Origin of the sequence: Nitrospira sp. BLG_1, from assembly GCF_047338595.1 — a bacterium.
Lineage (GTDB): Bacteria > Nitrospirota > Nitrospiria > Nitrospirales > Nitrospiraceae > Nitrospira_D.
Genome location: NZ_JBLFBO010000055.1, coordinates 1 through 13,412 on the forward strand (window position 1 = coordinate 1; position 13,412 = coordinate 13,412).

A 13,412-nucleotide genomic window follows, 5' to 3' on the forward strand; every position below is an offset into this window, starting at 1 on the left:
CAGTTGATACATTCGTCGGTAATCAGCAATGCCATGATCCTGGTCTCCTTCTGCTCTAAAGATTAATCCCGGCGTTGTATATTCTCTTCATCCGAATTGATGCGAACTTCACCAGATCAACGAGGGGTATATGGTGCACTTTCGCAAACGCATCTGTCAATGCGGCGTTTCGAAAGCAGACGGGGCTGAGGGGTAGGTACCATCGCTTGCTCCTTGACTTACCCGACTACCCCAGGTTTTGCCGCGATACCGACTCAAAAAGGGACTTGCGCGGAGCCAAGGTTCCGTTCCTGATCATCATGTGCAAAGTGCTGGGTATACGCCTGTCGTGGCTCGCTTCTTTATTGAGAATGGCGTATCGTCCACCGTATGGCGATACCTGAGTTCATCAAATCTCTTCGTGCAAAAGTTGGGACCGTCTTGTTGCACGTTCCGACGGTGGCGGTCCTGGTCTATGATGATCAGGGACGGATGTTGCTCGTCAAGGATAAGTCTTCAGGCTTATGGGGGGCGCCGAGCGGGATTATCGACCCTCATGAGCTCCCATCAGACGCAGCAGTACGGGAAGTGTGGGAGGAGGCTGGAGTGTACGTCGAACTCACACAGCTTCTCGGCGTCTTTGCAGGGGAACGGTTCTCCGTGGTGTATCCAAATGGTGATCACCTGTCAGGGGTCGAGACGGTGTTTAGGGCGAGAGTGATCACCGGAATCCCTCACGCCGATCAGGAGGAAACCTCCGACGCAGGGTTCTTTGATCCGAGCGAAATTGAGAGTCTACCTTGTTATCACCATTTTCTTGAGATCCACAACGCCGTTGGTCAAGTCCCAGCCCAATCCTACTTTAAGCCCTCCACATGGCGTCCTCCAGGCGTGTAACCTGTTTAGGTTGAACCGCTGCGCCGTTCGGAAGACCCTACGTACTGGCCAGGTCTTAGTATTTGATAGTGGAATTTTCTCTTTGGTTGGATGCCAGCGTCCCGCACGGTTCTCGATGTACCCATAACTGAGCATGTATGGCGAAAGGGCGTTTGCAATTGAGCAGGGTGTAGGGTTGAACTCTGGACCTGCCGGTTGTATGGTGCATGCAGACTCATCCACCCAGAGCTCATCGGGTAGGTGAGCAACCACAGGCTCATCTGGGCTGTCCTGTCCGGATCCTCCCAGTAGGGTGAGGCTGTTGGGCTTGATGGGATGAGTCGTGGTCATGTGACGCAGACATTGTTACTCCATCTGTCCACCTTCTCACAAAGGAGCGCATCCTATGGCAGAGGTTACTGAGCAAATCACGAAAGCTCTCGAACATTTCAAGCAGCAACGCGATGAACTACAAGTACAGTTGCATCTGGCGAAGGCGGAGGCAAAGGACGAATGGGCTCGCCTGGAGACCCAGTGGGACGAGATCAAGCCGAAGCTGGAGGCTGCGCGTGAAGAAGTGGGGAAAACAGCCGTGTCCGTCGGTGATGCACTGAACCAGGCGATTGAGGAATTGAAGAACGGGTATGAGCGGCTGCGGAGCCGACTCTGAACATTCAGCGGGTTGTTCTGCTTTAACCTAGGCCATCCGTGTTTCGGTGCGAGGATTTGGACGTGGTCGGGTGAGCTGTTAAGAAAGTCTGCGAGGTGTGGACTTGTTCAGAGGCAGGCAAAACTTCTGAACAGGTCCTCTCGTCACTGAGCCGTCACCGCTTGTGTGACCCATCGTGTGGTTTCTTGCCGACTTGGGTTTTCCCTTCACCTACTGCAATTCCTGATTCCGATGTCTGGGTAATCACGATTTCCAATCGACGGTTCTTGCTCCGGCCCTTGTCTGTATCATTCGTCGTGATCGGTTTACTATCGCCATAGCCCACGGCTTTGACTCGGTCGTTCTGCAGTCCTCCGTTGATCAGCACTTGCACGGCATAGTCAGCCCGGGCGCGCGAGAGTTCCTGATTATCCCGAAAGCCCTTTCGCAGGTCGGATCGGAATAGGGTATTGTCGGTATGTCCCGCCACTTCAATCGCTTGGTACCGGGATCCGTGCAAGACGGCGCCGATCCGTTCGAGTAACGACGTGCCTCCGAGGGTCACGGTTGCGTCACCGGTGGAGAAGAGGTCGCTATTGGCGAGCGCCAGGGTCAACTTATTACCTCGCTGTCTCACTGTGACCGTGCCCTTCTTCAGCTCTGGTTGGAGCAAGCTCGTCAGGCTCTCGCTGATCTTGCGGAGGTCGCTGTTCCCGATGAGCGTGAGTGTTTCTTCTTCATCGGCGGCATCCGCCCCCAGTATGGAGGATGCGGAGAGTGTTTGATCGATCGACTGGAGCGAGAGAGCGGGAGGGGGTTCGTCTTGTGTGGCCGCGGCGTCGGTCTGTTTTGATGCGTTCGTGTTGGCATTGGCGTTCAACTCAATATCCACGAGCATTTGTTTAGTGCGAGCGAGTTCTGCTTCTTTCGCCACGAGTTGCGGATTCACGTCGGCGAACTTTTGACTGACTTGTTTCAGCTCGTCCTTTACCTGTGTCAGCTCCTGCTCCTTTTTCACGATCAGTTGTTCCGCGTCCGTGGCCCGGCGTTTGGCTTGGGCCAGTTCCTGTTCCCGTCCTGAGGACGCCATCTGTTGTTCGACCTCGGTCACCCGGCGCCTCGCCTGGGTCACTTCCTGTTCCTTCGCTGCCAGCTGTTGTTCAACTTCGCTGACGCGGCGCTTGGCTTGGACCACCTCCTGGTCTTTTTTTGCCGTCTGCTGTTCCGCGTCGCTGACGCGGCGTTTAATCTGGATCAGCTCCTGCTCTTTGCCCGCCGTTTGTTGCTCGGCCTCGTTGATGCGGCGCTTGGCCTGGTTCAGGTCCAGCTCTTTGTTGGCTGTCAGTTGTTCCGCCTCTGAGATGCGGCGCTTGGCTTGGGTGAGGTCCTGGTCTTTCTTAGCAGCCAATTGCTCAACTTCGGCGATACGGCGCTTGGCTTGAACCAGTTCCTGTCCCTTTGCGGTTGCCGCCATCTGTTGCTCCACTTCGATCACTCGGCGTTTGGCTTGATTCAGCTCTTCCGTTTGTGCGGCGAGGTCCTCACGAAATTTCCTGGAATTGTCGATTGCGTTCGACCGCAAGGTGGCGATTTCGGTGTCCTTGGCGTGGAGTTGCAGCACGAGCTCGCCAACGCGTTGCTTGAGCTCGTCGATTTTCTGCTTGGCCGCCTGGAGATTGTTCCTGGCCATACCTAAATCATCCGAGGCCTGGGTGTCTATTGCACTTCGGAGCGACTCGTCGTCGATGCGATAGATCCGGGGGGCATTTGCGGGAACTGGGATATGTCGAGGTCCATACCAGGCTCCGTAGGGCAACAGGTGGGGAGAGGTCGGTGGAGTGTGAAGACGATCGTGTGGAACGGTGGATGATGGATTCACTCCTATCGGTTGAGTAATCGCAATCGAAACCGGAACAGATCCGTAGAACAGGGCCATGACGATGAGTGCACAGGTCGAGATTTTCACAAGCATGGTTGACCTACCAAATGGGATACAGTGCGGTGACGACACATGGATTGGCGCCCTACTCACGGGCATCACGGCACGGAAGTGGTTATGGACTCCGCTCAGATATCACAGGCGGCAGGGCGATGACGTCCCAGCCAATGGCGGCGCCGTTCCCTCCGACATGAACGAACCGAGCAAGAGGGAAACGGATCCTATCGCCTTCCAGATTCACTTTGCAACGGGTGCGTGAGGCGGAATCGGTTGCTCGTCATAGGTCGAAGGGTGATGAGGTGCATGCCGACGGGTGCCCATCTTTTGTGCCTCGCGCTCTCGACGTGGACGATCTGGAATCCGAATGGGGATGATAGTCTGCAGGGTGAGGGTTCATACGTTTCTTATCAAAATTGTCGCAACGTATTTGTGGGTTGGATGGCACGACCGCAATAAAGTTGATGCACCATACTGATGCGCATTGAGGCACGCTCTCCCGCCTTGAATCTGAACGGGGAATCTCGCTAGACTGCGCGCACTCACCTTATTCTGCGTCTTCGGAGGGTATGTCATGACGGTTCGTACGTTGCTTCCTGCCTGCCTTATCAGCGGAGTCCTAGTTTTGGTCGGGGTGCAGCTCGTGCACGCTGCAGATCAATCCCAACAGCTGAAGGCGGCCTGTGAGAGAGGGGCGCCGACTGCCTGTAACGCCTTTGGATTGTTGCATATCAAGGGTGAGGGGGTGAAGCAAGATGAGGCACGAGCTGCAGCGATGTTTCGAAAAGCCTGTGACCTCGGTGATCCGACGAGCTGTTCTAATCTCGGAGTCTTGTTTGCGGAGGGGACCGGGGTTCCGCAAGACGATGTGCAAGCAGTGGTCTTCGCGAGGAGAGCCTGTGATGGGGGAGAGCCCAGGGGTTGTTATAATCTCGGGGTAATGTATGCCGAGGGGACTGGGGTGCAACAGGATGAGGTTCAAGCCGCCGATTTTACTCGGAAGGCCTGCGATACCGGAAGTATGAAGGGTTGTTACAATCTGGCCGTGATGTATGCCTCTGGAACCGGAGTCCAGCAAGATGAGGTGCAAGCGGCTGATCTCTACAAAGCGGTCTGTGAGAGCGGAAACGCGAGAGGTTGCTACAACCTCGCTGCGATGTATGCGGCTGGGACGGGAATTCAACAGGACGATATTCGAGCCGCCGAGTTCTACCGGAAGGCTTGTGACGGCGGAAATGCACGAGGCTGTTATAATCTTGGCGTGATGTATGCCGAAGGGACGGGGGTCCCACAGGACGATTTCCAAGCCGCCGATTTCTACCGGAAGGCCTGTGACGGTGGGAGTGCAAGGGGTTGCTCCAACCTCGGCTCGATGTATGCGGCGGGCAACGGAATTAAGCAGGACGATGTTCGTGCAGCAACGCTCTACCGGAAAGCCTGTGACGATGGCGACGCCAAGGGTTGCATCAATCTCGGGGTGATCTATCAAGTCGGACGGGGCGTCAAATCAGATGACACGGAAGCCCTCAAGCATTATGGAAAAGCCTGCGACCTCCGAGAGCAGAAAGGCTGTTCTCTCTATGCCAAATTGAAGACGGGAAGGCGGTGAGGTGTTGTGGGCCCAAGGCCGGCAGGTGTTGAGCATGGTCTGTCGAGGTTCAGCCGGAGTGACGGTGGTGGTCAGAGTCTGATCACATCATCCAGGTTCTTCATCTGTGTTAGGGTGCCGTGAGATTGTCCGAATAGTTCTCCCGCAGCTCGTTGGCGGGACAGTCACCCGATTTAAGTCTCACCTCCGTACAGCCTCACGCGGTGTTGGTGTTCGATGATTGCCAATGGATTATATCCGGCCAGCTCTGTACATCAGTAGGTCGATCTGGTGATACGAATGGGGCTGAGTAGAATGGAAGGGTTGCGTGATCACAGTTTCAGGTAAGAGGAGCCTCATGGTGTTGCAGAGACGATTGATGACGTGGTGTGTGAGTGTGGCGGCATGTTCGTGCTTTGGTGCCGATGTTTTTGCGCACGAGCCTCTGACCGCGTCGCCGTCCGGGACCTCGGAGGTCCGAGCCGTGGTCGAGCAGGACGTTGCATGGGATGCCATTGAGTGGACGGAACGACGTTATAAGCTTGAGGCGGTAGGATTCAAGGCACGGAATGAAACCGGCTGGGATTGGTGGGGGAGTGATGAGGTGATGGTCGGGACGGAAGACTCAAAAGGTTGGACCGTTTCGGCTGAGCTCAGTGGTGTCGATTCAGGAGAATTTTACTCCTTTGAGCCGGTTCGGAGTTGTATTGTCGCAGTACGACCGGGGATTGTTGTCTTGGGAAAGACGTCGGTCTGCAATGAGGCCGGTGAACCTGCTCCACTGAGTTTTGGAGTGGAGCTGTGGGAGAAGGATGTAGTGGGGTGGCGGACTGGTTTCTGCAAAACATTGCCTCCCGGGAAGGGTCTGCATGCCGGGCCCCATTGTGCGGATGATGGGAGTGGTGCGGATTTTATCGGTCGTGCTCGGGTCGATCTTTCCGCCTTGGATCTTGAAGCGGTGTTGCCGAATGTCGGTGATGAACATATCGAGACGGTTGTGTTGAGCCCTTGTCCCAGCGGCGAGGTATGCAGTGATGCCGATTTACCGGACTACAGTTTCACGTTTCGCGTGACACGCGTGCGTGACGCGCGGGTTGAGCTGCGCGCGTTACTCGATGAGACTCTGCACAGAACGGGTGCGCGTTCGGAACTGGAGGCCATCGTGACCGGCCTGCGCTCCTTGCGTGCACCAAGTCCTCGACAGGTGGAGCCGAATCTGCCCAGGTAGGTCAGATGAGCCTGGCGTCACACCGCCAGTGGATTGATGGGCCCTGGGTTTTGATGAGCATGCGGCTGCAGGTCTCTGGCTGGAAATTTTCATGGCGGTGTGGATGACGAAACCTCTCGGATCGCACTACTCGTCAAGCGTTGTGCATGAAACGTGACACGGGCGTGGGTGCAACCCTGAGGTTGGCAGTGAGAGGCAGGCCTCTCACGGATCAAATCACGAACGGCTGGCTCCCCAACGGACGACGGTTGACGAGATGCGCTTCACGTTTCACGAACGCCGAATGTTGTCGCAGTGATGTTGGCTGGAGAAGTATGTATGAAGACAGCGTCTAGGTATTGGTCGGATCGTATGGGAGAATCGTCATGATATTCAGACGACCAGAGCTCGAAAAGGACAATCCAATTGCTCCAGAGCCGTATGTCGGACCGCGTCGTCGTCTCGCCATGGCCCGTGCAGCTGCAGCCGGAAAATCTACCGAGTCTGATGATATGAGGGAGGCGTTGCAGGTCTTGGCGGAGGCAGCGGCTCAGGTGGTGAAGCGTCTCTCCAACAGGCGGAACACCGATGAAGACCTGGAGCCGCTCCGAAAAGCCGTTGCTCAAGCCGAGCAAACATTAGCGGCCCAAGAATGCCCTTTACCGCCGAGCAGGCTGAAGGCTTGAGGTTCTGGGAGAGACGCGGGGCGTTCTTTTTAGTTCAGCGGGAGAAGCGCCATTGTTTTGGCGATCGTATTCGTGTGTGGGGTATCACCCAGTCATTGGACATCGTGAGAGCCGCTGGAGTGAGGTCTCAGTGTTCAACCGGAGTGGCTGTGTTGCCAGATCGAGACGACAGGAGGTTTGAGAGAAAGCTGGTTATTTTCTGGAGAGCCGGTGGGGGCCCTCTGAGTCTTCTCCTTTGCATCGTACTCTCGAGTTGCGGGACGATGAGTGGGTTTGCTTGTGGTGAGGGCGGGCAACGTGCCGTTCAAGAAATGGTCTATTTCGGAACCGACACACCGTCGGGTTCAGTCACGCCGGAAGATTGGACAAGATTTCTCACTGAGACGGTGACACCGCGGTTTCCTGAAGGACTTTCCGTCTGGCAGGCGTCGGGTCAATGGCGGGCGGCGTCAGGTGTGATGGTGAACGAACCGACCTATATTCTCAGTCTGATCCATCCAGGCAATGCTACTACAGACAAGGCGATGCGGGATATTCTCTCTTCCTACAAAACTCGCTTTCACCAAGAAGCGGTGCTCCGTGTGTCGTCTATTGTCTGCACGTCGCTCTAACCCGCATTATTCATGACAGTTCGTGGCGAAATCGAGGAGCCGCCTTGTGAGAGCGGTGCGCGGAGTCCGGAGGTCCTGAGGCGTACTCGTGCAGTACGTCGAGGGACCGAGGGGCGAGTCCACCGCCCGAAGGCTTGTCGCAGCAGCGGATCGGCGATTGCAACAGAAGTGCTCATGAATAATGCGGGCTAGATCCTTGCCGTTTCCGAATTTGGGCTCTCGCTAGAAATTAACGGGCCGGAATATCCGTACTCCCCATCTTCTGTGTATAACCTTGTGTGTAAGTCTTGCAATCTGGTCGGGAGAGTGCGAATCACGCGTAAAATTATCAAAGTGCCTATTATTTAAGCATCCGCCTCTTCGCAATCGAACACCTAGGAATAGTGGTTCAATGAGTAGTTTGTGAGTTTCTTGCGCATTCCTAGAAACTTGCCAGGAGTTATCCCCTTCATGAGGCTGATGCCCATACTATTCCCAGTCTGCTGACTGGATATCCACAGGTTGTGATGTTTTCTGGGGATGGCGTTCTTGTTGCCAGGTGCGTTGTTCTGTATCTGTCAAGGGGTGCCTGAAGGAAAGATGGCTCTAGCGAGGATTTTAAAAAGCCCTGAGGCACAGTCGCATGTCTATAACAGATCGGACTCTATTTGTAGACATGATCGCTGGTCCGGTCCACCTCATTCATGATCAACCGTCATAAGATCACGTGCGGGTTACCCCTTTCCTCGAAGAGCGGATCGTACACGATCGATTGTGTGTTGAAGCGTTACCCCTGTGAGATGGACAGGGGTATGTGGTACGCGCCACACCGGTTCCAGTGGGGCTGGATCATTCGGCAGTCTAGGAATCACATGCCAATGGATGTGGGGGAGCTGATTCCCTAAGAGTTCATAGTTGATTTTTTTTGCGTGGTAGATCTCGAATAAGGCGCCGGCTACACGGCTGACATCTTCGATCAGCTGAACACGTTCGGGTGGCGCTAATTGGAACAGTTCAGTGACATGCCGGTGAAAGACCAACACCGTCCATCCAGGGAAGAACTGGTCTTCGTGCAGATAGGCTTTGGACAATCCAAGATCTTCAAGAAAATGGTCTGGACGGGGCCAAGTGCCCATACAGGCTATACAGGGTGACTCACTCACGGCTTGGTGGCTTTCTTCCACTCCTCTTCCGTCAGGACTCCTTTCTTGATCAGCAGCTGAATCAGCATATCGAGGGTCTTGCGGTTGGCAGCTGCGGCAGGTTCCGGAGGAGCAGGGGCGGAGAGTGAGCCTCCCGGACGCTTTGCGTCGGGCAACACCCGTTTTTGTCCAAAGACCTTAAACGACGGGGTAAACACTGCGACATAGTCCCTATTTCTGATGCGTATGCTGGCAGGTAGACTGTCTGATTGTGGAGTGAGGTCTGGCGCGGATCCCGACGGGATATGAAAGTAGGGTTTCCCGTCACCAGTCTGGCCGTCCTGGTCCAGGACATCGAATCGCTTCAGGAATGATTCCCCGGTCAATGCTTCGTGGTCCTCGCCTGCGAGATTGGTGATCTTGTCGAGGACGATCACCAAAGAATCGCCGGTGATCGTATCCGGTGAAAGGTTTCTGACACTGATGTCATACCGGTATTCACTGGAAAAGTTATCTCGGCTTTTCAACGTCACCAGAACCTGGACTCGTCCGGTGAGATCGGTCAGCTGATCCGGGGAAGCGGCGACGGTGTCCATTGGCGCCGTTACCATGAGGGCAATCCCGATGAGCCCACCGCGTCGTAACCAACTCATCATCCCGGTACCGTTCGTTGGATATGATTTGAGCATAGCAGACCCAAGAGTATTGAGCGAGCCGATTCCTCTTCGAAGTTGCCTTGACAGTTTCTTCCTTCCGACGATATTCTCCCCAGCATCTGTATCATCCCGTGGGTGTATCTATCAGGCATGGCACGATCTGTTCCTTCCCGATTACAAGCGCCAGGGGTTTCACGCTCGCTCGTGAAAGCCTTGATGAGTCTGTACGACTATCCTCATCCCCTCCACCAAGATCGCATCATCCGTGGCTACGACCGTCCCCATGCCGTGAGAACAGCGACGATGTGTGTGGCTGTCGCCGTGCGGTTGAGACATCCTGAAGATCGGGTCCGGCTCTATCATGTGGCCTGCCTGCTGCACGACCTCGGCCGTGCGGGTCTGGATCGACGACTCTTTGGCACGATCTGGTCGTGGGCGAAACAACAGGGCATTCCCACGAGACCTCGTGAATGGCGAGCCGTTCATCCGCATACACGGTATGGTCGTGAGACGGAGGCCTTCGTGTCGCGCTATCGAAAGGACCTTGCGGCTGCGGGAGTACTGCTGGATCGCTGGGCGATCGAGCAGGTTGAGATGAGGTTGGGGTATGCCAGGCGCCTGGCTAGGCGGTTGCGGGCGGTGAGGCCGACGTTCACGAAGCTGGGGGTGAGCTGGCAACCGTGGATGCAGCAGGTGATGCTGTACTACTATTACCCGGAACGGTTAGCCAAGGCACCATCATGGGTGAAACAATTAGCGGAAGTCCTTGTGGCCTGTGAGCAATTTGAGGCTTACAGTAACCAGCGTCGAGGACGTGACTATTATGCCAGGAGCAAAGAAAGCTTGGCAGAGGCGTTTGCGTATCTGGATAAGTTGGAGCAAGAGGGGATCCTCAGTGGCGAGGTTGTAGCTGCTGTACGAGGATTGACGGCCGAGGGGGCCTTTGACTCGATTCTTGAGGCAGCGCGAGGTGAACCGCTGACTCAGCACGACCGCCGGTACCTCCGCAATCTTACTGCCTAGGAGCATCTGATGGCCGTTCGGACTGTAACGCTGACCATTCAAATGGCCGGGGGGACTCAGATCGAAAATGTTACTAAGTCTGTTGCCGCTGCCGTGGCAGAGGCGAAGCTTCATGCAGGAATTGTGACGGTCTTTGTCAAGCACACGACTGCGTCCGTGATGATCATTGAGGATGAACCAGGGATCCGCGCCGACACGCACACGTTTTGGGACCGTCTCATCCCGGTAGATCCCCGCTGGCGACATAATACGGTTAATCCGGGAGAAGACAACGGTCACAGTCACCTTCGAGGGCAACTGCAAGGGCCTTCCGTCACGATTCCGTTTACCGCCGGGTCGCTGCTGCTTGGAACTTGGCAGCAGATCGTCCTCGTGGATTTTGACACGCGTGCGCGAACCCGTGAATTGGTCCTACAGGTATTAGGTGAATAGCCCGCTCAGATATTCTTACCTGTTCCTCGTCACTTTCTTACTGAGTTCAACAGTGGTCGCGGCGGACTGGGGCAAGCCGCTGGGAGCCGTCTATGACGGCCCTGAAGGAAGACCGCGGGCTGTGACGCCTGCGCCCCTGGAGCTGGGTGCCGATGAGCGAACGACGATCACGGTCTTTGAGCGAGCGACGAAGTCCGTGGTGTTCATTGCCAATACCGCCATCCAGCAGGACATTTGGTCCCTCAATGTCATGGAAGTGCCGCAGGGATCAGGATCCGGGTTCATTTGGAGCAAGCAAGGGCACATCGTCACGAACTTTCATGTCATCTATGGAGCTGATGCGATCAAGGTGACCTTGGCGGATCGGAGTGAACATCAGGCTAAGTTGGTTGGGGCCGATCCCGATCACGATCTGGCGGTGCTTCAGATACAAGTTTCGGACGGCCAGTTGGAGCCGATGGTGATCGGTTCCTCTCATGATTTGCGAGTTGGGCAAAAAGTGCTGGCGATCGGAAATCCGTTTGGGCTCGATCACACCTTGACTACAGGTGTCGTCAGTGCCTTGGGCCGGACCATCAAATCAATGTCTAATCGAACGATTGAAGGGGTGGTTCAGACGGACGCCGCGATCAATCCTGGCAACTCCGGCGGTCCCTTGCTCGATAGTGCGGGGCGATTGATCGGGGTCAATACACAGATCGTGAGTCCGAGTGGGGCCTATGCCGGTATTGGGTTTGCGGTTCCGGTCGATACCGTCAATCGTATCGTTCCTGAACTCATCAAGCACGGGAAGCTTATCCGTCCTGGACTGGGGGTCTCGCTGGTCCCTGATGCAATGGCAAAGCGATGGGGAATCAAAGGGGTGATCATCGGCAAGGTGACGCGCGGCGGGCCAGCGGACCGCGCCGGTCTCAAGGGGGCCCGCGAAACGATGACGGGACAGATCCAACTTGGTGACATCCTTGTCGCGGTCTCCGGCAAAGCTGTGACTACCATTGATGATCTCATGGATGTCATGGAAGCACATAAGGTCGGTGATCAGGTGACCGTCGAAATCCTCCGCGGTAACCGACGCGAAAAGGTGGCGGTCACGCTACAGGCCGTCAACTAGCGTGGCGGTAATTCACAACATGTGTATGGTAGGATCACTCAATTCTGTTTGGTAAAGGACTGTCTATGAGTGATCGTAGTTCTTTTGACCAGGAGACGCAGCATGACAGGAGCGATGAGCCGTCGCTGAAGACCGGGACGGATCCGATCGAGTTGATTGAACAGTGTCTCGCCTCTTTCTCAGATGGTGATCCTCGGCAAAAGCTGCTGTACAAGCTGCGGCATGCCGTGATGCTGTCTCAAACTGCTTCTCAGCAACGTGAGTTAGAGCTCAAGAAGGTGAGTGAGGTCGTGGCCAAGCTCACAGCGCCAGCCAATCGGATCGGCACCTTGCTTGAGATTCCGGCTCCGGGTCTCGCCCGTATCATCGTCGGTGGGGCGGAGTATTATGCCAACGTGGATCCTCGCGTGGCTGATGCCGACCTGCGGATCGGCACCCAGATCTTGGTCAATGAAGCCTATGCGGTTATTCGGACCCTGGGGTACGATCGGAACGGGCCCATTTTGAAACTGGCTGAAACGTTACCGGACGGCCGGTTGCGGTTTGAGCAGGATATGGGCCGGCAGTCGTTGATTTTGCAGCGTTCGACGGATTTGCTCAGTGTCGAGCTCAGTGCGGGGGACCATATTCGAATCGATCCTAGTCTCCGCATAGCTCTTGAGAAACTGGTGGATCGGAAGGCCAGCCGCCATGTTCTGGATGAAACACCCACGGTCACGTGGGAACAGATTGGAGGACAGAACGAGGCGATCACTGCGATCCGCAAGGCGATTGAATATCCTCTCGTGCATGCGGAGACGTTCGAACGGTTCAAGTTTTCTCAACCAAAGGGGTTTTTGCTCTACGGACCACCCGGGTGTGGGAAAACGCTGATAGGGCAAGCCGCTGCCGGTAGCTTAGCCAAGCGGCTCAGCGAATCGCAGCAGGGACGTGGATCTGATCTGGAGAATCGCCTCCCAGTGACGAGCGGGGCATTCCTTCATGTCAAAGGACCGGAAATTCTCAACATGTGGCTGGGGGAGTCGGAGCGGATGATCCGGGATCTCTTTGAGCAGGCTCGGGCTCGGCGAAAAGAAGGAGCTCTGCCGTTCATCTTCATCGACGAGGCGGAGTCGATTGTGGGGACGCGGCGTGCCATGCGTTCTTTCAATATCTCAAACACGCTTGTCCCGATGTTTTGCAGCGAAATGGATGGGATCGAGTCGTTGCGGGATGTCGTCATCATTCTGGCCTCCAACCGACCGGACCTGATCGATCCGGCTGTGTTGCGTCCCGGTCGAATCGATCGAAAAATTAAAGTCGGTCGGCCCAACAAGGCTGCCGCAGCTGAGATTTTGAAGGTCTATTTGACGGCGGATCTTCCACTTGACCCCAAGTTGGTGCAGGACCGCGGGGGTGAGCCTGTGAAGGCAGTGGTGTCGCTTGTCGAAGACATTATTGAGACGATCTTCCGTCGAACGGAAGAAACCCGTTTCCTCTCGATCAGGCTGAGAAGTGGTCAGAGTACGGTGCTGTACCGCGGCGATCTTGTCAGTGG

At 55.6% G+C, this 13,412-nt stretch carries 13 protein-coding genes; 10 read left to right on the plus strand and 3 right to left on the minus strand.

Annotated features, from left to right (window positions below):
- The first annotated feature begins 369 nt into the window (after window positions 1–369).
- Window positions 370–876, plus strand: coding sequence for an NUDIX domain-containing protein (locus ACMTNU_RS18565; protein ID WP_413936790.1), 507 nt, complete (start codon window positions 370–372; stop codon window positions 874–876).
- A 385-nt stretch (window positions 877–1,261) separates the two neighbouring features.
- Window positions 1,262–1,525 (plus strand): hypothetical protein, encoded by a 264-nt coding sequence (locus tag ACMTNU_RS18570; protein ID WP_090742466.1) that lies wholly within the window; start codon window positions 1,262–1,264, stop codon window positions 1,523–1,525.
- Between the two features lie 154 nt (window positions 1,526–1,679).
- Here the strand turns inward: ACMTNU_RS18570 and ACMTNU_RS18575 are convergent, their stop codons facing one another.
- On the minus strand, window positions 1,680–3,476 hold the full coding sequence (locus ACMTNU_RS18575; RefSeq protein ID WP_413936791.1) for an OmpA family protein: 1,797 nt from the start codon (window positions 3,474–3,476) through the stop codon (window positions 1,680–1,682).
- Window positions 3,477–4,014: 538 nt separating this feature from the next.
- Between ACMTNU_RS18575 and ACMTNU_RS18580 the strand changes: the two genes are divergently transcribed.
- From ACMTNU_RS18580 to ACMTNU_RS18595, 4 genes are all read left to right on the plus strand, one after another.
- Window positions 4,015–5,049: a hypothetical protein gene (locus ACMTNU_RS18580; protein WP_413936792.1), complete on the plus strand. Its 1,035-nt coding sequence runs from the start codon at window positions 4,015–4,017 to the stop codon at window positions 5,047–5,049.
- Window positions 5,050–5,386: 337 nt separating this feature from the next.
- Window positions 5,387–6,256 carry a hypothetical protein gene (locus tag ACMTNU_RS18585; RefSeq protein WP_413936793.1) on the plus strand — a complete coding sequence of 290 codons (870 nt, stop codon included), beginning with the start codon at window positions 5,387–5,389 and terminating at the stop codon, window positions 6,254–6,256.
- 365 nt (window positions 6,257–6,621) lie between these two features.
- Window positions 6,622–6,921 carry a hypothetical protein gene (locus ACMTNU_RS18590; protein WP_413936794.1) on the plus strand — a complete coding sequence of 100 codons (300 nt, stop codon included), beginning with the start codon at window positions 6,622–6,624 and terminating at the stop codon, window positions 6,919–6,921.
- A gap of 263 nt (window positions 6,922–7,184) precedes the next feature.
- A complete protein-coding gene (locus tag ACMTNU_RS18595) occupies window positions 7,185–7,532 on the plus strand; it encodes a DUF3574 domain-containing protein (protein WP_413936795.1) in 348 nt (115 codons plus the stop codon).
- Between the two features lie 713 nt (window positions 7,533–8,245).
- On the opposite strand, the gene ACMTNU_RS18600 is transcribed toward ACMTNU_RS18595, so the two are convergent.
- Window positions 8,246–8,647, minus strand: coding sequence for an HIT family protein (locus ACMTNU_RS18600; RefSeq protein WP_413936796.1), 402 nt, complete (start codon window positions 8,645–8,647; stop codon window positions 8,246–8,248).
- A gap of 23 nt (window positions 8,648–8,670) precedes the next feature.
- On the minus strand, window positions 8,671–9,309 hold the full coding sequence (locus ACMTNU_RS18605) for a hypothetical protein (protein WP_413936797.1): 639 nt from the start codon (window positions 9,307–9,309) through the stop codon (window positions 8,671–8,673).
- Between the two features lie 150 nt (window positions 9,310–9,459).
- Between ACMTNU_RS18605 and ACMTNU_RS18610 the strand changes: the two genes are divergently transcribed.
- From ACMTNU_RS18610 to ACMTNU_RS18625, 4 genes are all read left to right on the plus strand, one after another.
- Complete coding sequence (locus ACMTNU_RS18610) at window positions 9,460–10,332, plus strand: hypothetical protein (protein WP_413936798.1); 873 nt, start codon at window positions 9,460–9,462, stop codon at window positions 10,330–10,332.
- A 9-nt stretch (window positions 10,333–10,341) separates the two neighbouring features.
- Window positions 10,342–10,764 (plus strand): secondary thiamine-phosphate synthase enzyme YjbQ, encoded by a 423-nt coding sequence (locus tag ACMTNU_RS18615; protein WP_413936799.1) that lies wholly within the window; start codon window positions 10,342–10,344, stop codon window positions 10,762–10,764.
- A 52-nt stretch (window positions 10,765–10,816) separates the two neighbouring features.
- Complete coding sequence (locus ACMTNU_RS18620; RefSeq protein WP_413936800.1) at window positions 10,817–11,875, plus strand: S1C family serine protease; 1,059 nt, start codon at window positions 10,817–10,819, stop codon at window positions 11,873–11,875.
- A 65-nt stretch (window positions 11,876–11,940) separates the two neighbouring features.
- Window positions 11,941–13,412 (plus strand): AAA family ATPase (locus ACMTNU_RS18625; RefSeq protein WP_413936801.1); only part of this gene is annotated, 1,472 nt, incomplete at its 3' end.